Annotated in this window: 24 protein-coding genes and 1 pseudogene; 11 read left to right on the top strand and 14 right to left on the bottom strand. The window is 51.4% G+C overall.

Going from position 1 to position 24,183, the window contains the following annotated elements; genetic code table 11:
* Positions 1–41 precede the first annotated feature (41 nt).
* From OOT00_RS16440 to OOT00_RS09585, 5 genes are all read right to left on the bottom strand, one after another.
* Positions 42–236 carry a GxxExxY protein gene (locus OOT00_RS16440; protein WP_368407587.1) on the bottom strand — a complete coding sequence of 65 codons (195 nt, stop codon included), beginning with the start codon at positions 234–236 and terminating at the stop codon, positions 42–44.
* Positions 236–823 carry a restriction endonuclease subunit S gene (locus OOT00_RS09600; RefSeq protein ID WP_265425160.1) on the bottom strand — a complete coding sequence of 196 codons (588 nt, stop codon included), beginning with the start codon at positions 821–823 and terminating at the stop codon, positions 236–238. The genes OOT00_RS16440 and OOT00_RS09600 overlap by 1 nt, the downstream gene beginning before the upstream one ends.
* A 290-nt stretch (positions 824–1,113) precedes the next feature.
* Positions 1,114–1,866 carry an enoyl-CoA hydratase/isomerase family protein gene (locus tag OOT00_RS09595; protein ID WP_265425159.1) on the bottom strand — a complete coding sequence of 251 codons (753 nt, stop codon included), beginning with the start codon at positions 1,864–1,866 and terminating at the stop codon, positions 1,114–1,116.
* 132 nt (positions 1,867–1,998) lie between these two features.
* Positions 1,999–3,231, bottom strand: coding sequence for an NADH:flavin oxidoreductase/NADH oxidase family protein (locus OOT00_RS09590; protein ID WP_265425158.1), 1,233 nt, complete (start codon positions 3,229–3,231; stop codon positions 1,999–2,001).
* 12 nt (positions 3,232–3,243) lie between these two features.
* Positions 3,244–5,028: an acyl-CoA dehydrogenase family protein gene (locus OOT00_RS09585; RefSeq protein WP_265425157.1), complete on the bottom strand. Its 1,785-nt coding sequence runs from the start codon at positions 5,026–5,028 to the stop codon at positions 3,244–3,246.
* A 196-nt stretch (positions 5,029–5,224) separates the two neighbouring features.
* Here OOT00_RS09585 and OOT00_RS09580 point away from each other — a divergent pair, with 196 nt between their 5' ends.
* The 7 genes and pseudogenes from OOT00_RS09580 to OOT00_RS09550 all read left to right on the top strand — a co-directional run.
* Entirely contained in the window at positions 5,225–6,889 is a 1,665-nt protein-coding gene (locus tag OOT00_RS09580; protein ID WP_265425156.1) for a sigma-54 interaction domain-containing protein, read from the top strand.
* A gap of 48 nt (positions 6,890–6,937) precedes the next feature.
* A complete protein-coding gene (locus OOT00_RS09575) occupies positions 6,938–7,396 on the top strand; it encodes a hypothetical protein (RefSeq protein WP_265425155.1) in 459 nt (152 codons plus the stop codon).
* A gap of 143 nt (positions 7,397–7,539) precedes the next feature.
* Positions 7,540–9,276, top strand: coding sequence for a carbon starvation CstA family protein (locus tag OOT00_RS16435; protein ID WP_265425154.1), 1,737 nt, complete (start codon positions 7,540–7,542; stop codon positions 9,274–9,276).
* A 36-nt stretch (positions 9,277–9,312) separates the two neighbouring features.
* Positions 9,313–10,608 carry a glycerophosphodiester phosphodiesterase family protein gene (locus OOT00_RS09565; protein WP_265425153.1) on the top strand — a complete coding sequence of 432 codons (1,296 nt, stop codon included), beginning with the start codon at positions 9,313–9,315 and terminating at the stop codon, positions 10,606–10,608.
* 370 nt (positions 10,609–10,978) lie between these two features.
* Positions 10,979–12,025, top strand: a complete 1,047-nt coding sequence (locus OOT00_RS09560; RefSeq protein WP_265425152.1) for an AbrB family transcriptional regulator — start codon at positions 10,979–10,981, stop codon at positions 12,023–12,025.
* A 137-nt stretch (positions 12,026–12,162) separates the two neighbouring features.
* Positions 12,163–12,474, top strand: coding sequence for a hypothetical protein (locus OOT00_RS09555; RefSeq protein ID WP_265425151.1), 312 nt, complete (start codon positions 12,163–12,165; stop codon positions 12,472–12,474).
* Between the two features lie 12 nt (positions 12,475–12,486).
* A pseudogene (locus OOT00_RS09550) lies at positions 12,487–12,753 on the top strand (Fic family protein); the annotation flags it as partial.
* 662 nt (positions 12,754–13,415) lie between these two features.
* Here the strand turns inward: OOT00_RS09550 and OOT00_RS09545 are convergent.
* The 6 genes from OOT00_RS09545 to OOT00_RS09525 all read right to left on the bottom strand — a co-directional run bounded on the left by OOT00_RS09545 (position 13,416) and on the right by OOT00_RS09525 (position 17,423).
* Complete coding sequence (locus tag OOT00_RS09545) at positions 13,416–14,078, bottom strand: GOLPH3/VPS74 family protein (protein WP_265425150.1); 663 nt, start codon at positions 14,076–14,078, stop codon at positions 13,416–13,418.
* Between the two features lie 29 nt (positions 14,079–14,107).
* A complete protein-coding gene (locus tag OOT00_RS09540; RefSeq protein WP_265425149.1) occupies positions 14,108–15,358 on the bottom strand; it encodes a NupC/NupG family nucleoside CNT transporter in 1,251 nt (416 codons plus the stop codon).
* A gap of 45 nt (positions 15,359–15,403) precedes the next feature.
* Entirely contained in the window at positions 15,404–16,303 is a 900-nt protein-coding gene (locus OOT00_RS09535) for a Na/Pi cotransporter family protein (RefSeq protein WP_265425148.1), read from the bottom strand.
* Between the two features lie 42 nt (positions 16,304–16,345).
* Positions 16,346–16,483 carry a hypothetical protein gene (locus tag OOT00_RS16430; RefSeq protein ID WP_368407589.1) on the bottom strand — a complete coding sequence of 46 codons (138 nt, stop codon included), beginning with the start codon at positions 16,481–16,483 and terminating at the stop codon, positions 16,346–16,348.
* Between the two features lie 5 nt (positions 16,484–16,488).
* Complete coding sequence (locus tag OOT00_RS09530) at positions 16,489–17,022, bottom strand: Na/Pi symporter (protein ID WP_265425147.1); 534 nt, start codon at positions 17,020–17,022, stop codon at positions 16,489–16,491.
* A gap of 248 nt (positions 17,023–17,270) precedes the next feature.
* Entirely contained in the window at positions 17,271–17,423 is a 153-nt protein-coding gene (locus OOT00_RS09525) for a hypothetical protein (protein ID WP_265425146.1), read from the bottom strand.
* 452 nt (positions 17,424–17,875) lie between these two features.
* Here OOT00_RS09525 and OOT00_RS09520 point away from each other — a divergent pair, with 452 nt between their 5' ends.
* Together OOT00_RS09520 and OOT00_RS09515 are read left to right on the top strand one after the other, a co-directional pair.
* On the top strand, positions 17,876–18,373 hold the full coding sequence (locus OOT00_RS09520; protein ID WP_265425145.1) for an Lcl C-terminal domain-containing protein: 498 nt from the start codon (positions 17,876–17,878) through the stop codon (positions 18,371–18,373).
* A 407-nt stretch (positions 18,374–18,780) separates the two neighbouring features.
* Positions 18,781–19,002, top strand: coding sequence for a hypothetical protein (locus OOT00_RS09515; protein WP_265425144.1), 222 nt, complete (start codon positions 18,781–18,783; stop codon positions 19,000–19,002).
* Between the two features lie 7 nt (positions 19,003–19,009).
* On the opposite strand, the gene lnt is transcribed toward OOT00_RS09515, so the two are convergent.
* A complete protein-coding gene (gene lnt / locus OOT00_RS09510) occupies positions 19,010–20,644 on the bottom strand; it encodes an apolipoprotein N-acyltransferase (RefSeq protein ID WP_265425143.1) in 1,635 nt (544 codons plus the stop codon).
* 77 nt (positions 20,645–20,721) lie between these two features.
* Positions 20,722–21,513 carry a hypothetical protein gene (locus OOT00_RS09505; RefSeq protein ID WP_265425142.1) on the bottom strand — a complete coding sequence of 264 codons (792 nt, stop codon included), beginning with the start codon at positions 21,511–21,513 and terminating at the stop codon, positions 20,722–20,724.
* 313 nt (positions 21,514–21,826) lie between these two features.
* On the opposite strand from OOT00_RS09505, the gene OOT00_RS09500 reads away from it, so the two are divergent.
* Positions 21,827–22,174: a hypothetical protein gene (locus OOT00_RS09500; RefSeq protein ID WP_265425141.1), complete on the top strand. Its 348-nt coding sequence runs from the start codon at positions 21,827–21,829 to the stop codon at positions 22,172–22,174.
* 8 nt (positions 22,175–22,182) lie between these two features.
* Positions 22,183–23,775: a B12-binding domain-containing radical SAM protein gene (locus OOT00_RS09495; RefSeq protein ID WP_265425140.1), complete on the top strand. Its 1,593-nt coding sequence runs from the start codon at positions 22,183–22,185 to the stop codon at positions 23,773–23,775.
* A 150-nt stretch (positions 23,776–23,925) separates the two neighbouring features.
* Here OOT00_RS09495 and OOT00_RS16560 read toward each other — a convergent pair.
* The coding region (locus tag OOT00_RS16560; RefSeq protein ID WP_438266396.1) for a hypothetical protein at positions 23,926–24,183 on the bottom strand (258 nt) is incomplete at its 5' end.

Here is a 24,183-nt window from a genome sequence, read left to right as displayed (position 1 = left end):
TTAAACCACAGAATACACAGAATACACAGACATGGAATTGGTCATTTGACTATTCGCTCAATTGTGGCTTTTGGATAATGGCCAAAGTTGATGATAAATCCTAACTGCAATCCGGTTGTTTTCAGATAGTTGTGTAACTGAGCACGGTACACTTCAAAAGCAGCCCCTCGAATTAGGTAGCTCTCGTTCTTGAATAAAAAATCTTTCTGTGTATTCAGTGTGTTCTGTGGTTTCATTAATTTGGTCTTTCTGTGGGCGCTTTTGCAAACTGCATTAATAATCTTGAAATGTATTGTTCACGCTTTTCTGCCAGCCTGTGAAGCAGGGTTTGTTCCCTTGCCAGGAGACAGGCCAGCTCTACAATGTTTTTTTGTTTTTCCAGAGTTGGCAGTGCCACCTCCAGATCTTCAATGGCCTGCTTGCTGATCATTTTCTGAACCGTGCCCTTGGCCCTGCTGGTCAGAAAAATCTGCGCATCCCGCTGGCTGATGTACCAGTTCAGATATTCGGGCAGCACCTTCTCCGGTCTGTTTACCCTTATCCTTAATAAAGGAGCGGCAACAACGGCCTTGTCCGGATCTTCAAGAAGTATTGCTGAAGTGGTTACAAGACCGCGAGACCTGAATATCAGATCCCCTTTCCGTGCGAGGTGATGCGTTTTCACGACATCCATATCAATTTTTACCAGATCACCGCAGCTGACTGTGTTGTCATCCAGAAGATCCTTCATCTGGATAACGGCAACTATACCGTTTTCCGAGGCTTCGAGACGGGATCGGAAGGAGTACCCCATCTGCACGCTTGCCAGTTGTTTTATTGTCATCTTCATTCCGTCACCTTCAATATGCTGTAATATTATTTTTGCAAAAATACAAAGACGAGAGGGGTTTGTCAAATGGCGTTTTACAAAAATGCCGTTACTGCATTTTTGTTGCCTTGGCCATGGTGGCGGGGTTGTCATGGGAGGTCAGACGGGGAGGTCAGATTACCCGTTTTATCGGCTATCAGAAGTGGCGTTTTTTGAATTTTTACCGGAACGGGGAGGGGAAGAAAGAGCCGGTCTGCCATGGCTCATACGTCTTAAGCCATGGCAGAACCAGACTCCCAAAGTCTTTAGGATGCGGGTGTCATGCGGTAAGTGTAGGCAATCATCATCTGGTTGCGGTCTTCCATCTGAAGGGCTGCTTCCAGTCCGCCCACATCAAGGTTGGCGTTGATGGCTTCTTTGGTCATGCGGATGCCCATGGGATTTTTTTCCATCATGGTTTTGGCAAGGCCTTCGGCGGTCTCGATCATGGCCTCACGGCTCACCTTCCGGCTGGCGAAGCCCAGAGCCATGGCTGTGTCCGCATCCATCCAGTTGCCCGTAAGAAGATACTCATAGGCCCGGCCTGTGCCGATGAGCCGGGGCAGGAAATAGCTGGAGGACATGTCGGCACCGCCAAGGCCGATGTTGATGTAGGCGGCGGAGAATTTGGCGTTATCGGCAAGGATGCGGATATCGGAAGCCATGGCAAGGGAAAAGCCGATACCTGCCGCAGCGCCGTGTACGCAGGAGATGACAGGCTGGGGAATACGGCGCATGGCGAGAAACAGGCGGCTCATGCGGGCCTGGGCGTTGTAGGCATCCACAGGACTCATGGCCATGATGGCGGGCGCATAGCTTGCCACATCAAGGCCTGCGCAAAAGCCCTTCGAATCTCCGCCATCGAGAATGATGACACCCGTTTCACTGTCGTAGCGCCGTGCGTGGAGAAAAGCTTCCAGTTCATCCACCATTTCCAGATCAAAGGCATTGTATTTGTCGGGCCGGTTCAGGGTGAGGTAGCCGATGCGGCCTGCCTGACGATAGGTGATTGTGTTCATGTCTGCCTCCTTTTAACAGCTGATTTATGCAGGGTGATCGCAAGTAGTTTGGTTTGCCCATCCTGCGTCATACCGTATCGATAATAATGGAACAATCGTTTCGTCCTTTGCCGCATATCTATGGTATCCGGCCTATGACCGACGCCTTCTGAACCGGGTAATTCCGTCTACCAGAAGCATCTTGATGATGGATGTCCAGACGTTTTCATGGGGCCTTGGCTGCAGGCCTCTGGCAAGATAGCCCATCTGCCGTTCATACCATGTGATCTCCAGCATGGCGATGTTGTCCACAGCAGCTATCCCAGTGGATTTCGGCGTGACAAGGCTTTTGTATGCCATGCCATTGTCCCCGGCAATGTTCAGAGGCAGGCTGGGGTCCAGAACCATGGGACGACCCAGTCCCACCATGTCCGTGTCTTTTGAAGCCAGTGCTGCCACCATGCCGGAAGCCGTGCGGAATCCGCCGGTTACCACAAGGGGGATGGCTGTTGTCTGGCGCACCTTACGGGCATACTCCAGGAAATAGCCCTCACTGCCGCCGGGCATACCCGCCATCATGACGGGCTTTTCATAGCTGCCGCCGGAGATTTCCAGCAGATCCAGACCTTCTGCGGCCAGAGAGGCGGCCACTTCGGCCGCCTCTTCCGGATGATAACCTTCCTTGCGGAAATCCCCGGAATTGAGTTTGGCTCCAACGGGAAAATCCGGTCCCACTTCTTTGCGTATGGCCCGGTACACCTCCATGAGAAAACGCATGCGGTTTTCAAGGTTGCCGCCCCAGGCATCTTTGCGCTGATTGTGCAAAGGAGAAAGAAACTGGGAAACGAGGTAGCCGTGGGCCGCATGGATCTGCACGCCGGTGAAGCCCGCTTTTTTCGCTATCCCTGCGGATCGGCCAAAAGAGGCTATGATGCCATGGATGTCTCCTTCTTCAAGGGCTATTGGCGTGGCGAAAAAACGCTGAAGACCCGGATGAAGGGGGATGGCCGAAGGGGCCACGGGCTTTGGCGAGAGGTTTTTGGGGCTCTGTTTTCCCGGATGATTCAGTTGTACCCATATTTCAGAACCTTGTTTTTTACCGGCCTCGGCCCAGGAGGTGAGAAGGGGAAGATCTTCTTCGGAGTCCATGACCACATTGCGGGGTTCCCCCAGAGCATTTCTGTCCACCATGACATTGCCCGTCACAAGAATCCCGGCCCCGCCTTTGCCCCAGCCTTCATAAAGGCGAACCAGTGCCTGACTGGGGCGGTTGTCTTTGGTTCCGAGAATTTCGCTCATGGCGGATTTGAAAAAACGGTTTTTTATCACCCGGCCGCAGGGCAGGGTGAGGGGATGGAACAAGAGATCCTGAGGGCTTCCCGGCATAGATTTCCTCCTTTATGAGAAGTGTTCTGTCTGGATGCTGAGGGTGAGTGCTTCTTTTGTCATGAGACGATGGCACAAAGCAGCGTGTTTAGGAAGGTGATAAGCAAAATAATACCGGCATACGTTAGTTTTTCCTTCATAGAAAGAAGCTGCCGCTCCCCTGGCTGTCCCACTGTTTTTGCGGGCAAAAATGGCCTGTTTCAGCCATTGCCAGCCTACGGTGACAAGTCCGAAAGCTTCCAGATAGAGGGTTGCGTCGGCAAGAAAGGCTTCCGCTCCCGCCTCCAGAGCCCAGAGCCCAAGGATTCCGGTGGTTTTTTCCAGTGTATGAAGGGCCTGTTCCAGGTTTTTTGCCATGGGTGCAAGGGCTTCATCCTGTTCCGCCTTTTGCAAAGTTGTTCGGATTTCTTTCGCCAGAAGACGCAGGGGCAGGCCCTTTTCCATCATCACTTTGCGGCCCAGAAGATCCATGGCCTGAATACCTGTGGTGCCTTCATGGATGGCGTGGATGCGCATATCCCGGAAATGCTGTTCCACGGGAAAATCCTCGCAGTAGCCGTATCCGCCAAAGCACTGTATGCTCTGGCTGACACTGAAAATTCCCTGTTCTGCAGCATAGCTTTTGGCCACGGGCGTGAGGAGATCCAGAAGAAGGTGGCGTTCTCTGGCAGCCTCGCCTGTCAAAGTATGAAGAGCGTCTTCGTAGAGTCCGCATTGCAGCACCAGGGCCATGGCCCCTTCGGCGATGGCCCGCTGGTCGAGCAGCATGCGTTTCACATCCGCATGTTCAATGATGGCCACAGGTTCGGATATGGAAGAGGCCCCCATTCTGCGGCCCTGTTTCCGGGATTTTGTATATTCCAGAGCTGCCTGATAGGCCGCCGTGGCGATGGCGGCAGCGCCCATACCCACCTCGAGGCGCGCACCGTTCATCATCTGGAACATGGCGGAAAGGCCCCGGTTTTCCATTCCGATAAGATAGCCCAGACAATCGTTTTTTTCGCCCATGGAAAGCTCGGCAATGGGAGCACCCCTGTAGCCCATTTTATGGAAAATCTGGGTGACGGTGATGTCGTTATCCCTGAGGCCGCCCAGCTCCGGTCTGAACTTAGGAACCACAAAGAGGGAAATTCCCTTCACTCCCGGAGGGGCTCCGTCAATCCGTGCCAGCATAAGATGCACCACATTTTCCACGCCATCATGGTCCGCTGCCGAGATGAAGACCTTGCGTCCCCGGATGCGGTATACCCCTTCGCCCGCTGGAATGGCCTCGCAGGAAAGGTCGCCTAAGGAACTGCCCGCTTCCGCCTCGGTGAGGGCCATGGTGCCCTGCCATCTGCCCGCAAGAAGTGGCGGCAGATAGAAGTCTTTCAGGGCTTCGCAGCCATAGGTGGCGATGAGGCGTGCGGCTCCCATGGACAGGGCAGAGTAGACGCTGGCGGAGTAATTGGCGGATGCGAAAATGGCCGTGCAGGCATGGAGCAGCATGGAGGGAAGCCCTTCTCCACCCTGTTTCTGAGGAAGGCCTGCGGAGATCCATCCGTCCTTTCCCATCTGCCGGAGCAAAGGGCCGATGGCCGGATGAACCCTCACGGTTCCATTTTCAAGATGGGGTGTTTCCCTGTCCATTTCTGAAAAAAGAGGATGAAGGGCTGTTTTAGCGAAATCATAGGCGGCGTTGAGTACCAGATCCCAGCTTTTCATATCTTTTTCGGAAAACAGATTTTTACTCTCTTCAGCAAAGACTTCCCGGAGCAGAAAGCGGAGATGCTGCATATGGATAAATCGTTCGGCCATGGAACCTCCTTTGGGTGTGGGATGAACAGTTTCTGGTCATAAGTCTTTTCACGTTCCGGGCCAGAGTGGATTTTTGATGAAAACACTTGTTTTAATAAGAATAAATAAAATGGCTTTAAAAAGCCTCGCCAAAAACCGTGAAATGGCGTAGAAAAATCCGTGAAAAAATAAGATTCCACGAAATAGCAAGATTTTTATGGGAGCGTTTTTGATGGAGAAGGATGCCGCAGCGCTGATCACCGAACTCACGGGCCATCTTTTCAGCAGTCTTGACATGGAAACGGCCCTGCACCGTACCTTTGCCTGTCTTGCCCGGTATTTTCCACTGGATCTTATCCACTTGCTCACTCTGGATCTGACCTGTGATACCCTCCGCTATCTGGCCGAAGCTACGGAAAATCGGGGTATTCTTCTGGATGAGAAGGTGCAGGTCTCCCAGAGAGCTATGGCAGATATCCGCAGGCGTGTGGATGCGCCTATCTGGCGGATGAACCGCAGCGAAAGCCCGCTTCTGGAAGAGGTGTATCAGCGTTTTCGCAGCCATGTGGCGGGGCCTGAAATCCGTAAGGGGAACAATTATTCCGTGCTGGTGCTGGGGTTCGGCATGGGCGGGGAGCTCATCGGGGCCTTTGGCATGGTGGCCCGTGGGAAGAACAGTTATTCCGAAGGCCATGAAGTGCTTTTGGGAGAGATCCGAAAGCCCCTTCTTTCCGGTCTTATGAACCTTTTTCGTCACAGGGATGTGGTTTGCCACAATGAGCGTCTGGCCGTTGAAAAGCAGCAGCTTCAGGACAGGCTGGGCTACCCCGGCGGCATGGTGGGCCATTCTCCGGCTCTTCAGGCCGTGCAGGCCATGATTCGTCAGGTGGCGTCTTTGCGGGTGCCGGTGCTGCTTTTCGGGGAAACGGGTACGGGCAAGGAGGTGGCCGCTTCGGCCATTCACAGGGCTTCGGGCAGGGCCGATGGCCCCATGATCCGGGTCAATTGTGGTGCCATTGCGGAAACCCTTCTGGACTCGGAGCTGTTTGGCCATGAAAAGGGAGCTTTTACCGGAGCCGTTGAGAGAAAAAGGGGCTATTTTGAGCAGGCCGACGGCGGCACCCTTTTTCTGGATGAGATCGGGGAGCTGCCCCTTGCCGCCCAGGTGAAGCTTCTGCGTGTTCTGCAGGATCTGGAGTTTTTCCGGGTGGGCGGTCAGCGGCCCATTGCTGTGGATACCCGGGTCATTGCCGCCACGCACAGAGATCTGTATGCCATGGTGGAGGCGGGCCGTTTCCGGGAGGATCTCTGGTTCCGGCTGAATGTCTTTCCCATCCGCATTCCGCCCCTCAGGGAGAGACTTCAGGATATGGAGGCTCTGGCCCTTCATTTCATCCGTAAAAAATCGAGGGAGATGAATTTTGACCCGCCGCCGGAACTTTCTGCGGAGAACTTGAAAACCCTGCTGCGCTATGCCTGGCCGGGTAATATACGGGAGCTTGAGAATATTATTGAACGGGCGCTGATTCTGGGCAGGGGAAGGGTGCTTTCCTTTTCCCATCTGGGAGGTGAGGCGTCAAAGATTCTGGGAAGGCCGGAAGGAGAGGGGCATGACAATACGGCGCACGGGGCCATATCCGGTGCAGGCAAAGGTTTTTCGACGCTGGAAGAAGCCATGGGCCGTCATATTCTCAGCGCTCTGGAGGCCTGTGGAGGGAGAATTGACGGACCTAAGGGTGCTGCACGGCTCCTTGCCATCCATCCATCCACCCTGAGAAGCCGGATGAAAAAAATGGGGATAGTGCTGGAAAAACGTGCGGAGAGGGAGGTGCCTGTTGCTTTGCCCTATCCGTTTTGTCAGGACGATGGGGCTGGCTGCTGACCATGAAGAGGGATTTTCTCATGGTCTGTTATTTTCCCGAAACCGGGCATGGCCCTGCACCGTAATCCCACATCCGACGCCATGGACACACTTTTCGAAAGGCTGAAGAAGCTGGAAGCCGGTTTCCGGATGGGGGATAATACTTTTCTGTACCTGATGCTTAGCTGTGAAGAGACGTTTTTCCACCTCGTCGAATATGCCGGGTCATCGGACATGAAGTGTCGTTTCTCTGTCCGGTTCTGGGGGGAAGGTTTTTTTGTGGAGGTGAGTATCGGTGAAACCGTGCATGAGACTGATCAGGGTATGCGTCCCTTTACGGGCATCAATGCCACGGAAGCGGAGCTGGATCGGGTTGGTCTTCTGATTTTTTCCAGAATGGCAAAGGATGTGGCGCAGATCCATATCTCCGGATATACCTATATTTACTTTGTGATTCTATTTGTGCAGCCATGGAGCACTTTATGGGCACAGGCCAATTTTGTTGGCGGTTGGCAGGGCTGTTTTTGATGTTTTTTCCGGTAAGGATGGGGTTTTATTCTGGCATTGCTGTTGCATTAGCCATGCCAGTGTTGTTGGACGAGGGGGCGCGGGTCATTACGGGGTGGACCGTTGCTAGGATCAATGATTCTTTTTAGTTAAAGGCGGTACCTGTGAATATTCTTGTGCTTCTTTTGGCTGGTCTGGTATTTCTGGGTGCAGGCTATCTGTTTTACGGCAGGATGATTGCCCGTATTTTTGATGAGAATGACCAGAATCCCACTCCGGCAATCGCCATGGAGGACGGACGGGATTATGTTCCGGCCCGGACAGGAATTGCATTTTCTCACCATTTTGCTTCCATTGCCGGTGCCGGACCCATTGTCGGTCCCACGGTGGCCATGCTGTTTGGTATCATCCCTGTCTGGCTCTGGCTTCTTCTGGGAACGGTTTTCTTTGGAGCCGTCCACGATTATACCTGTCTCTTTGCCAGTGTCCGGGAAAAAGGCCGTTCCATGGCCGAAGTCTCCCGCTCGACTTTGGGAAAGGCCGGTTTTTTTCTTTTCATTGCCTTTACAACGGTGATGATCCTTCTCGTCACATCCGCCTTTCTGGGCCTCAGCGCAACGGCCCTGACCTCTCTGGTTCCTGTTGCTGAGATGAAGATAAGCGGCTCCGGTTTTCTTCAGACCATCGTGGGTGCCGATGGCATTGAGAGGGCTAAAATCGGTGGCATTGCATCCACATCCGTGATTATTCTGACGCTGTTTGCCCCCCTGATCGGCTGGATGCTGTATCGCAGAAATATTCGTTCTGCCATTGTCACGCCTGTTGCGGTTACCATCGTGACCCTGTCCGTAATTTTTGGCATCTTCTTTCCCGTATCCGTTGGCATGCATACCTGGATGATTATTCTCACGGTGTATGTGGTGATAGCCTGCGGTGCTCCGGTCTGGACCCTCCTGCAGCCCCGTGATTTCATGAATTCATTTATTCTCTTTGCTGGTATTCTTTTGTTGCTGGCTGGTATTGTTGTGGCTGGTCTGAAAGGAGCCGTTACTCAGGCTCCGGCCTTTAATGTGGCTCAGGGCAACCTGAAACTCGGGATGATCTGGCCCTTTCTCTTCATTACCGTCGCCTGTGGTGCCATCTCTGGCTTTCATTCCCTGGTGGCCGGTGGGACAGTCTCCAAGCAGATCCGTCTTGAATCGGATGCCCGAAAGATCGGGTACGGCGGAATGGTTTTAGAGGGCGTTTTTGCAATGGCCGTCCTGTTAACCCTTGCTGCCGGTCTTTCCTTTGACACCTACCTGCAGATTGTCTGGCCGGAATCGGGAGCGTCCAACCCCATACTTGCCTTTGCCCTGAGCATGGGATCCCTTCTCCATATGGCCTTTGGATTCCCCGTGGCTTTTGGAACTATTTTCGGGATTCTCATGGTCGAAGGTTTTGTGGTGACCACGCTGGATACCGCCGTTCGGCTCAACCGCTATCTCTTTGAAGAACTATGGTCGGTTTTGTTCAAAAAAGTTCCGGCCATTCTTCGCTCTTATATTTTCAATGCAGCGCTATCGGCTGGCCTGATGCTCTGGCTGAGCTGGACCAATGCCTTTACACTGATCTGGCCCATATTTGGAGCCGCAAATCAGCTTCTGGCAGCCCTTGGACTGATTGCTGTATCGGTCTGGCTTGCCAGGCGGAAAAAGCCGACACTCTTTACCCTTATTCCTGCCATCCTGATGCTGGTCACTACGGTATGGGCTTTGTGGGTGATGCTGTTTGACAAATACATTCCAGCTGGAAAAATGCCCCTCATTGTAACCGATATCCTGCTGATGGTGCTTGCGCTGGCTGTCATGGTTGTTGCGCTGAAGGAGATGAGAAGAATACTCCGTTCTTCCCATTCGTGAACTGTTTGATTCCATTAAAAAAGGAGGCGTTTATCCATGAAGGGATTGTCACAGGTCGTGTCCTTTTTTATCACCGCAGCGGTTTTGATGACGGGCTGCGTGGGAAGCAGGGAAGCCGCTGGCATAAAGACATTTCAGAATACGGTAAAGGCAGGCAGGGGAGAGCTTCTCAGCAGCAATGCCGGTGTGCCGCACAAGGCCGTCATCGCCCACAGAGGCGCTTCGTATTACGCTCCGGAATCTACGGAACAGGCCTATATTCTTGCACGGCAGATGGGGGCCGAATATCTTGAGATTGATCTCCAGAGAACGAAAGATGGCGTTCTGATTGCTTCCCATTGCAATGATCTTTCTGAGAAATCTAATATTTCTAGGGTCTTTCCCTATAGAGCCAAAAACCGGATGAGCGATTTTACCCTTGAAGAACTGAAGAGTCTGGACGCAGGATCATGGTTCAATGGCAAGTTTCCTGACAGAGCCAGAAGCTCCTTTGTGAACGCAAGAATTTCCACCCTGGAGGAAGTCATTAACATAGCGGAGGGAAAGCTTGCCAATGGTCAGCCGGACCCCAATGATAATGGTAACAGGCCCGGACTTTACATCGAAACAAAGGTTTCCACCTTTTTTCCCGGCATAGAAAAGGATCTTTATGAGCTTCTTAAAAAAAGGGGCTGGCTGGCCACTTCCGAAAAAAAAGCTCCCGCCGGATTTGACCCTGCCAAAAATGTTGGCGTCCAGTTCACCAGAGGCAGAACCATCCTCCAGACCTTTGAGCCGGAAAGTCTGCCGCTGCTCAACAAATACATGCCGGAAACTCCTACGTGCTTTCTGCTCTGGCTGTACACAAAACAGGAAGCCATGGACTGGGGAAGTGAGAAGGTGGATCAGTTTGCGTCTGATGCTAACCTTGCCAAAACCTATGGTCCTTTAAGAAAGGATGAACCCCTGAATCAGGCAGAAGGGGAAACCTATGCGCAGTTCAGTGCAAAATGGGAAATCCTTTCCAAAGAAAATTACAGGATGTGGCTGCAATGGGCAAAGGATAACGGTGCTTCAGCGGTAGGTCCCGGAACCCGGCTGGCCGGATACAATGATCCGGAAAAGGGAGATCAGAGCTACATGGACCTTATCGATCCATGGTTTAATGGGGTGGCCCATGACATGGGTATGCTGGTCCATGCCTATACCCTTGATGAAACAGTGGATATGGTCAGAGCAAATGCAAACGGAGTGGATGGCATGTTTACCAACAGGCCCGATGTGCTTCTCCGGTTCTATGGAAAAACCATCCATGCAGGGCTGGAAGAGATCTTCCATACCTATGGCTGGTAAGGAGAAAGGAAACTGTCTGGCGTCGTCATTTACCCATCCCTGAAGGAAGGGGCTTGTAACATTAAGCCAGATTGATCAGAAAAAGGGCACCCAATCCGCTGCCTTTGCAGCAGGTCCTTACGATTCATTCGGGGTGCTTTTTTAGCTCCGGCCTTGAAAAATCATGATGAACCTGCGGCGCAGAAGGGGCTTTGCCTAAATCTTCATCGTTCAAAACGATTATTTTTGAAAATGAGGCTGGCTGGCAGAATGAATCAGCGGCGCAGAGAGTCTTTACTGGCATATTCATCTGGTAAAATCATTCTTTCTGAAAAGAGGTAGGCCCCGGTTGCCGAAGATAAATATGCTGTATATTCATAAGGTTATTATCTTGGCCACCCTTATCCTCGTATCCGCTTTTTTGACTGTGGTATGGCAAGGGGTCTCACTCCCGGCTGCCACCCTGCTCGGGCCCATGCTGGCCGGTATGGTCTTTGCCTTCTGCGGTGTGAAACTTACTGTACCCCGCTGGGCCTTTACCGGGGCGCAGTCCGTGGTGGGCTGCATGGTTGCCCTTACCATGAGTCCGGCCATCCTGAGTACACTGTTCCAAAGCTGGCCTGCCATTCTTTTTGCCATAGCCCTGGTCATTCTTTTCGGAGCGCTGGTGGGGCATGGGCTGATGCGCTTTGGGTCACTGCCGGGAAACACAGCGGCATGGGGAACCTCGCCGGGAGGGGCCGTTGCCATGGTGGCCATGGCCGAATCCTTTGGCGCGGATATCCGCATGGTGGCTTTTATGCAGTATCTGCGGATATTTGTGGTGGTTCTTACCGCATCGGGCGTATCCAGCCTGCTGTTGGGAGGGCCTGCTGCGGATCTTCCCGTTCGCACATGGTCGCCCGGTTTTGATGCGCCCCTCATTCCCCTGATACAGACCCTCGCTCTGGTGGCTGTGGGTGTTCTTGTAGGCCGTATGGGCCGCATTCCCGCAGGAGCTCTTCTTATGCCCATGATCTTTGGGGCTGTACTCAATTGCCTTGGCTTTATACATATTACCCTGCCACCATGGCTGCTCTGGGCTGCCTATGCAAGTCTTGGCTGGTACATCGGCCTGAGGTTCACGCCGGAAACCCTGCGGCACACCCTGCGGGTTTTACCTCAGTTGCTTCTGGCTGTTGTTGCCTTGATGGTACTTTGCTGTATGGCTGCCTGGATGCTGACCGTCTGGGCGGGTGTCGATCCGCTGACGGCTTATCTCGCCACCAGTCCCGGCGGTCTGGATTCCGTGGCCATCATCGCCGCAGACAGCGGCTGTGATCTTGCTTTTGTGCTTTCTCTCCAGAGCCTTCGGCTTTTTGCCGTTGTTCTGACGGGGCCTCTGGTGGCCCGGCTGATCTGCCGCATTAACGGACGCAGTTCCTGCGGTATGGCCTGATGGATTAAGCCTGGACCAGCCCCGGTCAGTTCCGCATCTTATATGCGGGTTTTCTACGTTCTTGTTTTTTCATAATGAGCAATATACATTATGTTGAGCAGGTTCTGAACTTTTTACTAATGTAGCTGGTGAATGAGATGAATGAAACTCAGTGGGGCATGAAACCAGACAAAGCAAAGGCAATAATGCTTGCTAAGCGCCAATTGGCTGAGTTGGTGTGCGATGCAGTAAATCTGGAAGGGATTAACTTAACCATACCTGAAATTCAGACATTAATGGATGGAATTACGGTTGGAGGACATAGATTGTCTGACCAGCAAATAGCACTGAACCAAATTGATGCCTGGCGTACTTTGTTTGTTTTGATTGAGAAAAATCAGTTTGAAATCACCCGTGAACAAGTTTGTGCCCTGCATCTGATAGCGGGTAAGGACGAGGCATTGGAGTGAGGGAAGTTCAGGTCTGGTGGGGTTACCATCGCAGGGACAGAGTATATGCCGCCTCCGGCGGATTCCTTACCTGCCCTTTTTGAAAAGATGGTTTCTGATTCATATGATATACCAGATATTTATGATCGTGCTATCCATTTTTTTCTTACAATGGCCCGGTGCCAGTTTTTTTATGATGTGAACAGGCGTATGGGCCGTTTTATTATGAACGGGCTTTTGCTGAATTGCGGATACCCTGCGATTAATCTTCCTGCAAAGAGGCAGCAGGAGTTTAATTAATTGATGCTCGATTTTTATGGGACTGCTAATCAGAAACCGATGAATACCTTTCTACGCACCTGTCTGGATGAAAGGCTTATAAAGATTATGAATGAGTAATGCGTCATTATAAAAAACATGCCTCTTTAATATAAGTCAAATAGTTTTCAAATCTTGTGTGGCTTTAAGGCTTGCTGGGCAGCCGTAGTTTCCTGTGGAATACGGCGTTGGCATTCTCCGTAAGGATCGTTTTTATTGCAGAAGTGGCTTGGTGCGATACTACTTACAGCGAAACGATAAAGTAAATGAAAGGAGCACACAGTGGGAGACAAAGGCGGAAAAAAGGATAAAAACAAAGAGCAGAAACAAAAGGTAACGCAGAAGGAGCAGAAGGATAAGAACAAGAAGGATAAGCAACCCATGAGGAAGCCGTGAGGAAGCCGTGAGGAAGCCGTGAGGTCAACCCGACTCTCACACCATAAGAACCTGAATTTTTTGGTATCTTCGATAAAGTGACCCTTGTTCATAGCTGGCAATGTCAATGATCGGGCATGCAGGAGCTTGAACATGTCGTTTCGCCGGGTGGCTTTTTGGCTCTGCTGACCTTTTCTTATGTGTAGAAAATTATCATGCCAACATACAACTCAGCAGCCACCGTTTTTAGACGATGGCTGCTGAGTTGTTCAGACCATTCCTGAAATGGATGCGGACATGGATTCTGCAAAGGCGATGGAGGCATTTGTAATGGCCCGATTCACCTCCCTGCCGATGAGTTCCAGTCTGGCGAGATTCTCGATACGTGGTGCATAGAGTTGCCGCTCTTCTCTGGTGAAAAGATTTTCAAAAAGATGGCAGGCATGTACAAGGCCCACAAGAACGGCGTCCCTCGGATCGGGAATGGCATCACCAGTAATGAGATCCCGCAGCCGTGAACGCACTTCCTGCACCTCCTTGCCATCCATCATGGGATACCGGCGTATGGTGAAAACCCACAGAATTTTATGGTTTTCCACCTTGAGGACACCCTTTTCCACAAGGGCCTGCAGCACCCTTTCCTTTTTCTGTGGCATGTTCCAGACAAGTTCTTTCAGCCAGTAGCCTGTGGAATGAAGACCCTGTGATTTCTGAAGAAGAACCAGTGCTTCATCCAGAAGCGGATTGCCAGTGGGTGTGGTGCGGATGACCCTGAGGGTTTCAAGATCCGTATCAATATGTCCGGAGATGGCCAGTTCCAGAAGAAAGGCACCGGAGAGGGCCAGTTTCAGGACCTGGGGAGGCAGGGGCATGAAGGCCTCCATCTGGTCATCCAGAGCTAAAAGGAGGATTTCTTCGGCAAAGGTCAGCATGGGTTTCCTTTCAGTAAATTTTTATTTAGTCAGTAGAATATGCTGACCATGGCACCTGTCATCAGTGTGGTCAGTACGCCTGCCAGAATGGATCGGGGGGCCAGTGTGACAATTTCATCCAGCCTCTCCGGTGCGATGCTGGAAAGCCCGCCGACGAGAATTCCAAGGCTTCCGATGTTGGCAAAACCGCAGAGGGCATAGGTCATGATGAGGCTGCTCCGGGGAGAAAGGCTGCCTTCAGGAAGGGCCGCCATGTCGAGGTAGGCCAGCAGTTCGTTGAGGATGACCTTTGTGCCCATGAGGCTGCCCGCCACATGGGATTCATGCCATGGAATGCCAGCAAGCCAGACCAGAGGCCGCATGATCTGCCCGAGAATACTCTGGAGGGTGAGGGTTTCGCCTGCCATGTCAGGCAGAAGTCCCAGGGCCTGATTGACCATGCTGACCAGAGCGACCAGCACCACCAGAAGGGCGACGATCTGTATATACATCTGAAGGCCGAAGGTGGTGCCCTTGACCACGGCATCCATGGAGCTTCTGCTTTCAACGGGAGGGCTGATTTCACCAAGGGTGGGCGGTGAAGATTCCGGGATCATGATGCCTGCAATGAGAATGGATGCGGGTGCGCTGATCAGGGATGCTGCCAGAATATGACCCAGAGCACCGGGAACCATCTGGCCGATAATGCCTGCGTACAGCACCAGAACCGTTCCTGCGATGGTGGCCATGCCGCAGGTCATGAGGGTGAAGAGTTCGCTGCGTGTCATGGATTTCACATAGGGTCTGACAAAAAGAGGAGATTCCACCATACCGGCAAAAATGTTGGCGGCACAGCCCACGCCCAAGGCACCGCCAATGCCCATAACCCGCTGGAGGAGTGCGGAGAATCCCCGGACCAGCACAGGAATGATTTTCCAGTGATAGAGAAGGGTGCTGAGGGCACCGGTAACGACGATGACGGGAAGTGCCCGGAAGGCAAAGATGTAAGCCGCACCGGACCATGGCTCTTCAAAGGGAAGGGGACCACCGCCCAGATACCCGAAAACAAAGGTGGTGCCCGCCCTTGTTCCTGCTTCCAGGGCTTCCACAGCCTTGTTCAGAAAAAGGAAAAAATCTGCAAAAGCTGGAACTTTCAGAAGAATCAGGGCCAGAAGAAACTGCAGGCCAAGCCCGGAAAGGATCAGTCGAGGGCTCACGGCCTTTCGGTTTTCGGAAAGAAGCCAGGCGATGAACATAAAGGCCAGCAAGCCAAAACCACTTTGCAGAATGGAAAGAAACATGGATGGTTCTCCGGAATGTTTAAGAAGAGTAAGGGGTTTACAGGTTCACTCCGCAATTCCGGAACGTTCCAAAAGCTTTTGCGCATACTGCAGTTTGCCAATGCGGTCCATGGTCCAGCCGATGCGCTCGAACAGGCCGGTCAGGTCCAGAAAGACACGGCGGTCTTCCAAGCTCAGCTTATTTCCACTGCGCAGATACGAGTTGCGGATGGATTGAAAAACCTTTGCCTTGTCGTGGGTCAGATGTAACAGATGTTCCGAATCCGCAGGGTCATGGGAGTTTTCTGCCTCACAGGCGGTTTGCAGCAGAAAATCCAGCCCCTGAAGAAAGGTCGGCTGAAAGATATCCTGCAAGCCGCCGGACAGATTAGGGCATGTCTGTGTGAACTGGTACAGAAGATCATTCAGGTTTTCCATCTGTTTCTGTTTGTTCTGGGCGATGAGCAGAATTTCCAGCCCTTCGGGATCAAGGGGATGTTTTATGATTTCTGCTGCGTGCGATTCGATTTCTCTGGAAACCGTCTGAAAAGAAGCATGCAGGGCTTCCATGACTTTGCCGTCTTCATCTTCCATAGGTTTTTGCAAAATCTCCGGGTAGCGGACAGTAAAGCACATCAAACGGGCCTGTTCTCTGGTAAGGAGCGTCCGTGCGACTTCCGGCGCATCCGCCATTTCGTCGCCTAAAAAAGCGGTTCTGGACCATTCTTCTTGGCTTGTGGTTGACCATCCACGGGCGACAATTTTGTAAAACGGGGTCAGGAACATTGACAAAACCACGGCTCCCCCGCAGTTGAAGATCAGACAGACAAGGGCTGCCTGCTGCTCCATGGGAGTAGGGAAGCTTTGTACCAGAGCCATGACAAGGGGGATACCGGTTATAATCTCCAGATAGAACAGGGATACGAAGACCAGTGCTGCGGCGATGTTGAAAAAGACCTGAGACATGATCAGTTGTTTCTGGGCGCCCCGGATGGTCGTGGCAAGTATTCAGTTGACGGCCCCTGAATCGATATTGGTTCCGCAGATAATCATCATGGTCTGTTCCATGGAAAAGCGAACCACCTGGGTCAGGGCAATGGCCAGAATGGAAACCGCTGTTGAAGACTGGCAGAGAACCGTGAGCAGGACCCCTATGAGAAATGAGATGAGATAGGATGACTGTCCCCGGAGAAAAGAAAAGCCTCAAACCAGGGCATGGCGGCCAGGGGCTCTGCCCCGGTGCGGAGCATGATCAGACCGTAAAGCAGCATGGCACCGCCAAACAGCGTCTGGCCTATATTTTCCATATGCCGTGGTTTTTTAAAGGCGAAACAGATTCCGGCAGCTCCCAGAACGAAAAGAACAAGGACCTTGATGTCCAGCACGGCCAGAAGAATCATAATTCCAATACCGGCGTTGGCCCAAAAGATTACCATCATGTCCCGTTTTACAGGAAGCATCCCTGCGCCCACAAGGCTGCTCACAATGAAGGACAGGGCGGACATGGACTGGGACAAAAAGCCTGTGACAAACCCCACCATTCCTGCCTTGGTATAGGTGCCAACCCACTTGACAAAATGCAAGAGGAACCGCCGTCCGGTCATCCTGCACAATCCAGAGCTGAGCAAATGTAAGCCAGCAAAAAAAAGACTTGTGCCGCCAACGAGATATCCGACAGGTTTCATGTCATATTTCCTGCTTGAAAATGATTGCCTTACTGTCAGAACTCCATGACCTGCCCCATGGCGATGTGCCGAATCCGGCATTCATATATTTCCGATCCACAATAATGATTTCTTATATGAAAATTTCTTCTTTTTCCAGATCTTTCCCGTTGGAAGGAGGCGTCAGTTTTGTGCTCTGCAATCGGATTTGTGAATTTACCGGAATGGAGGAGGGGAAGAAAGAGCCGGTCTGTCATGGCTCATACGTCTTAAACCATGGCAGAAGCGGACCCCCGGAGCTTTTCAGGATGCGGTGTCATGCGGTAGGTATAGGCAATCATCATCTGGTTGCGGTCTTCCATCTGAAGGGCTGTTTCCAGTCCGCCCACATCGAGGTTGGCGTTGATGGCTTCCTTGGTCATGCGGATGCCCTCCATGGCTTTCTGGCAGAGCAGGGCTTTTTTACGGCTAACCTGAATCGTCTTAGAGGTATTCAGAATCAGGGTTTCTTCGTATGGCCCTGCATGGGGATGAGGTGAATGAAAAGTTTCTTGATGCCTGCCGCAGGGTGGCACAGGAGGGGACCGGGCTTTGATATCCAGGTAGTCGCAGGCCGATATGCCGGGGCTTCAGGCCAGAGGATTAGATCCGCTGGAGTATGTCGAATGGCTGAGGTGTCGTTTATAATTCTTCCAGGCCTAGCAGCCCCGTATGGACAAGTAAGAATCATCTTGGTATGTTTGTTGCAATTACCATTACAAATGAATTGTTCGGTCAGCCTTGATGGCTCATAAAACTCTTCTTTAAAGGCCAGCATCAAAAGGTTTGATGACGAAGTGAAGTATTGAAGAAACATTTTAAAAAGGAAAAAACAATGAAAGAAAAACAGGTTCATAGTAAGGGGCGTTTCAGAAAAAAACTGGTAATTTTTTTGGGGATGATGGTGCTTTGGGGTGTTACAGGAGCTGTACAGGCAGCGCAGCAGCCGTTCGATCCTTCCCGGTTTCAAGAGGTCGCTGGAAGCAACGGTGGCATAGTCAGGGATACGAGTACGGGCCTGGAATGGCAGCGCTGTGCTTATGGTCAGACTTGGACAGGTTCAGGCTGTAGCGGAACAGCCTGGGAAGGAACCTGGGATGATGCAGTAAGAGTGACAGCTTCGGGTGGATTTCGGGTTCCGAACATTGATGAGTTGAAGACTCTGGCACCTTATGATCAGAATGTTTTTCCTGGTCCATATAAGTTTTGGTCTTCCACGCCTAATGGCAGCCTCAGAACCTATGCGTTGGGCATCCATTTCAGATACGGAGCTGTTGGCAACAGCCACAAGAGCGACAACTTCCGTGTACGTCTTGTTCGCGCCGGACAGTGATTTTTGCCTTTTTGTAATGCAACCTGTTTTTGTAATATAAGCCCGTTCCCATAGTGGAGCGGGTTTTTTGTGTTTAAAAATTCCTTATAGTAACCAGTCTACTTTGGATCTGTACCCGTTTCAGCCTCAGCCTTACCGTTGGGCTCATTTTTTATGGCCATTGGTGATCATTATTTTTCCAAGGGCGTATTATAAAAACTGGTCAAGCGAGGCCATAGGAATATACGATAAACAAACGACCTGAATCAGCCATGCTTATTGGCCTGCCTCTTATTCTGCTGTGATGGAACAGGAGAACTTGCCATGGCAAGATTGTTGGCATGTGGCCGTTTTGTTGATGTTAACAAGGTGACGTTTAATTCTTCCAGGCCTGAAGCCCCGTATGGATAAGTAGGAATCATCTTGGTATGTTTGTTGTGTTTATGTTCCGTCACACAGATCTCGGAGCGGATGCCCTCCATGGCCTTCTGGCAGAGCAGGGCTTTCTTACGGCTAACCTGAATCGTCTTAGAGGTATTCAGAATCAGGGGTTTCTTCGTATGACCCTGCATGGTGATGAGGTGAATGAAAAGTTTCTTGATGCCTGCCGTAGGGTGGCACAGGAGGGGACCGGGCTGTTTACCCGGTGAAATTTCGTTACACGAATCCTGTCTTTTTATTCAGGGATGAATATCGGGTCATTATAAGAATGAGTGTTAAAACCCAAAGCCAGATATTTCCCATGAGCTGATAAGGTGTCTGCACATCTGGAACATGGAGACTGGCCTGACGGAAAGTAGTCTGATCCATGGGAGTTTTTGTGCCTTCTATAATTTCGCCTGTGGCAGCAATGTGGGCGCCCATACCCGTGTTGGTGGCACGGATCATGGGACGGCGCTGCTCCACAGCCCGGAACAGTGCCAGGCCAAGGTGGAGTTCTGCTGCTTTTTCATGCACAAACCAGCCGTCATTGGCAACCGTGACAAAGGCATCCGCCCCCAGAGCAGCCCCAGAGCGGCTGATGTCCGGAAAACCGCTTTCAAAGCAGATGAGGGGCTGTACTTGCAGATCATCTTGCAAAGAGAGGAGAGCCGGGCCGGGTCCACGATTGAATTCATAGGGTTTTCCAATAAACTTTCTTAAAATAGGCAAATGTTCTCCAAAGGGTGTGGCTTCTCCAAAGGGAACCAGTCTTGTTTTACGATAAAATTCTTTGATCTGTCCGTTTTTCAGCAGGGCCATGCTGTTATACATGGCCTTGAGTTCCCGCATGGGAATGACCGGAAGCCTTTCCGATCCGTCAGGGTTTATTAGGGATTCCTGCTTTTTCAAACGATAAATATATTCTGTGCAGGTAAAAAGAATGGGGCTGCCGCTGATTTTTTCTAACCGGGCAAGGACTTTCATATCCAGGTTATCGCAGGCAGGAGTACCGGGGCCTTCCGGCCAGAGAATAAGATCCGGCGGTGCCAGATGCTGAGAGGATTCTTCGGTGAGCTGCCCCATGATCCGGTGGTTACTTTTCAGCGGGTTTTGGTTTAAAGGGTCTGTCCTGAATGGGATATTGGGCTGTATGGTGCGGACACTTATGCGGGATTCAGTATGGGAGGTTGCCAAAGTTTTTAGCTGATTAAGGCGAAGGCTGCCGTAGCCCAGCACAAGGCAAAGCAGAAGAATAAAAATCGTGCAATATCGTATTTTTTCTTTGAATGGGGAAGGACTCAGGATTTCTGCCAGAAAGACATTGGAGAGGAACATGAAAAAGAGTACGAAATGCATTCCCCCGATGTCTGCTATCTGTATGATTCTGGTCCATGTATAAAGGCTTATGGCAGGACTGCCGGGGCAGAGTCCGGGCCAGATGGCAATGAAAAGGGTGAAAATACCTGCGGTGAAAAAAGGGCCTGCTGTTTTTCCATATCTGTTGGCAATGCCGCAGACAAGGCCCGCAAGTCCGTAGGGAAGGCCCTGATATAAAACAAAGAGCAGGGTGGCAGTGAGTGAGGCTGGTACAGACCAGCCCATGAGTTCACGGCAACCGCTATATATCCAGAAGGTGGAAATCAGCCAGAAGAGGCTGCCGCCTGCCCATCCCAGAGCATACCCTCTTGCAGGCTGACATCCCCGAAGGGCCATAAAAAAGGGAACAAGGGCTGCAAGGGGCAGCCAGATCAGAGGACCGGAAGGAAGGCTTAAGCCTGCCAGTCCGCTTGCCAGCAGAAGGGCAAGAGAAAGGCGGAGAGCATATGGATGATGAAGATACTTTATGGCGAAACCGGAAAAATCAGTCATTATTTTTTTACAGTCTGGTTTCACTCTTGCCTTGCGGCAAGGGTCAGATCCTTTTTTCGTTTCAGGTTTTCCTTTGGCTAATCAATCCGGATGAATTCAACGCTTTTCCCGGTCTTTCGAAAGGGTGCAAGGTCTGTGGTTTCATAACCGTCCGGGGCTTTGACTCCGGTTACGCCGAAACGCATCATGTCCTGAATGGATAACAGGAAGAAATCTTCGGCTCCGTACTCCTGGTTTCCGATGCGGCACAGATATTCATCGACTCCGATGCTGGTAAAAAAACGCTTCTCCCTTTCGAGGCTCTGCGTAAAGTATTCCTGAGCCTGTCGGATTTCCTGCTCGATTATCAGGGTAATGTCCATCCTGTCCTTCTGTTCTTTCGGAAGCTGTTCATAGGTTTCCATAATGGCCGTGCGTATGCTTGTATCGGATTCTTTGATTGTCTGATGAACGTTGCCATGCCAGCCTACGATGGAATCCTTGTGTATGGTTTTCTGGACTCCGGCGGTGAATATGTAATTGGCGCAGGAGGACATGCACATGCGCTCAACCGCAACATCGACCTGATTGACAAACACCCACTCACCCATGGTCATGCCTGCATTTACCTCGCCCCCGGCCGAAGCAATAATCAGTTTCGAAATGTTTTTCCCGTCAACGGCCCTGAGAAAAGCTTTAAGGTTTTCCTCTGTTAGTGCACCAGCGAAGGTTGCGGTTTTTCCTTGCAGGCGGATCAGGGCGGTTTCGGCTGACGGGTCGAGGGATGAAACGGATGAAGCAGGACCTGTACAGGCCATGAAGGCAAACCAAAGGGTGGCAAGCAGATATGCAGACAATCGGAAATTCGATGGTAAAAAACCGGTTTTCATTATGATTTCTTTCCTTGCTATACAGACAGAAAGCCTGTTGTTCCATTCAAAGCCACATGCTTGTCTATACGGTTCTTGCATGCAAGGACGAAGAACCGTTGATCCTGATTGTTTTGGCCATTTTTAAATTTTATACGTTTTTTATGAAAAACATACTATGAAAATGTATAAAAAGTGCAGGGTTGACCGCAAATGAACCCTGGCGGACACAGATACGGAACAGTTTTTCAGACAGTTTCTTCTCCCCACCAGAAAAATTTCCGCTTGGCGGTTGGAACACGGTGATGGCCGTTGGCAGAAAAAGGGGTTTTTTATGAGTACCTCTCAGGTTGGCTTCATCTCTGTTGGTGACTTCACCGAAAAGATTCTGGTTCGTATGTTTGGGGAAGAAAGTCCCGGTGGTTTACCCATGGTCTTTGAGGATCCGCGGAAAATTGCCATTAACCACATTACGGCCATGGAAACAGGCTGTGACGCACCGGTGGATATTCTGGTGCTGCGGATGGGATTTTTCAGGAATTTTCTTGTTTTTTTAAAACAGATGTATCCGTCTGGCCCGTCAGATACGGTAACGGTATGCTCGCACCGCTGGTGCGGGTTTTCAATGAGAATGCCAGATATTCTCACATCCACTTTTCATTCAGCTGTAGCCGCCCTATAAGGAACTCCATGCGCATCATACTGATTGCTCCCCCCTATCCCCTGCAGCAGGCCCCGTCTCCCCCTCTGGGGCTTTGCTACGTGGCCGCTGCCTGTCTTGCTCAAAAAGCGGAGGTGAAAATTCTTGATTTTATCGTGTCTCCCTGGAGTCCTGAAATTTTACGCAAAGAGTTTGAAGATTTTCCGCCGGATGTCATCGGCATCACCGCCGTTACCATGACGGCCCCTGAAGCCCTTGAAATTATTCGTGTTGCCAGAAAAATCCGGCCCCATACCCTCTGTTTTATGGGGGGTCCCCACGCCACCTTTGATGCAGAAAATCTCCTGAACGATACACCGGAGCTGGATCTCATCGTTCTTGGTGAAGGTGAGGCCACCCTGGCGGAACTGGTACCCCGACTGCAAGATCCGGAATGCTGGCAGGACATTGCCGGTCTTGCCTTACGGGGAAAGGACGGTGTGGTTTTTACGCCCGAACGCCCCCTGATCCAAGATCTTGATACCCTGCCTCTGCCCTCCCGGCATCTTCTTCCCATTTCCCGCTATCAGGCTTTGGGTTTTCCCGTGAGCATCATCACCAGCAGGGGTTGTCCCAATGGTTGTATTTTCTGCCTTGGCCGCAGGATGGTGGGCGCAAAGGTACGGCATCGCAGCGCAGATCTTGTGGTAAATGAAATTGAGGGGCTTCTTGCCATGGGATTTTCCTATATTAATATTGCAGACGACCTTTTTACTGCCAATGCCCGGCGGGTGGAGGTGTTTTGTGAGGAGATCCGGAAACGGGGGCTTATCTTTTCCTGGAGTGTTTTTTCACGGGTCAATACCATCAACGCCCATCTTCTTCGTCTCATGAAAGAAGCAGGCTGTGTGTCCGTCAGCTTTGGTATTGAGTCTGGCTGTCCGGATATGTTGAAACGGGTTAAAAAGGGCATCACTCTGGATCAGGCCCGTGAGGCCGTGGCTGCCTGCCGGGAAACCGGGATGCGCGCCCACGCTTCCTTTATGGTGGGGCTTCCCGGAGAAACGGAGGAAAGCCTTAGGCGTACCCAAGAATTTCAGGATGAACTTGGCATTGAATCCGGATATCACTTCCTTTGCCCTTTTCCCGGCACTACGGTTCGGGAAAATATTAAAGAATATGACATGGAAATTCTTACCAGCGACTGGCGTCTCTATGATGCGGACAGCCCTGTGGTACGCACAGAGGGGGTTTCTCCGGAACGCATGACGGCCTTTGTGGAAGACTGTTACGCCCCGCTTCATGCGGAATGGAAGGTGATTCAGGAAAGGGTTGCCGCGGGCGAAGGAACGGAAGAGGAAAAGCTCCGGGTGCTGGGCAACCGTCGCATGGAACTGATCTTTGCCATTCTGTCGAAAGACCTGCTGGAAGAGGCCGGTATTTCTTCGGAAGAAGATCCCCTTGCATTTTTAAGCAGGACCATCAGTCGTTTGACCGGGGAAGAAGAAGGCTTCTGCACCTTCATCATGGAAGACCTTGTTCGTAAACATCTTATTGTACTGGCAGAAAACAGATGGATCTGGGCGGATATACCCGCTGTACGAGGGATGCAGGAGGATTCTGGCCTGAAGCGCAGCGCGTAAAAAACAGGCTGGTAATGTATAAAAAAGGGTCTGGCAGTTTTCTATGATGATTATTCTGACAGTATCAAGCGGCTGTTTACAATAATGTATGTTCTGTATTTCCGGGTGGGGTATTAAAAATGTTTTTTTCTTTTTATATAGTGGCCAGTTTCAATCCACGCCCCCGCATGGGGGGCGACCCGTTCCTTCCACATCTCTTCTGATAAGGGTGAGTTTCAATCCACGCCCCCGCATGGGGGGCGACGCGCCCGCTTCCGGAATGCGGCCAGGGCCTTTGTGTTTCAATCCACGCCCCCGCATGGGGGGCGACTTGGGAAGATTTTGGTTATTTTGAATCAATCGGCGTTTCAATCCACGCCCCCGCATGGGGGGCGACCTGTCCATGGACTTGCGGCTATCGGCCATGGT

The sequence above is a fragment of the Desulfobotulus pelophilus genome (assembly GCF_026155325.1).
In the GTDB taxonomy this organism is placed as follows: Bacteria; Desulfobacterota; Desulfobacteria; order Desulfobacterales; family ASO4-4; genus Desulfobotulus; species Desulfobotulus pelophilus.
The sequence above is the reverse complement of the archived record's forward strand: the minus strand, read 5'-3'. Positions and strand labels throughout refer to the sequence as shown.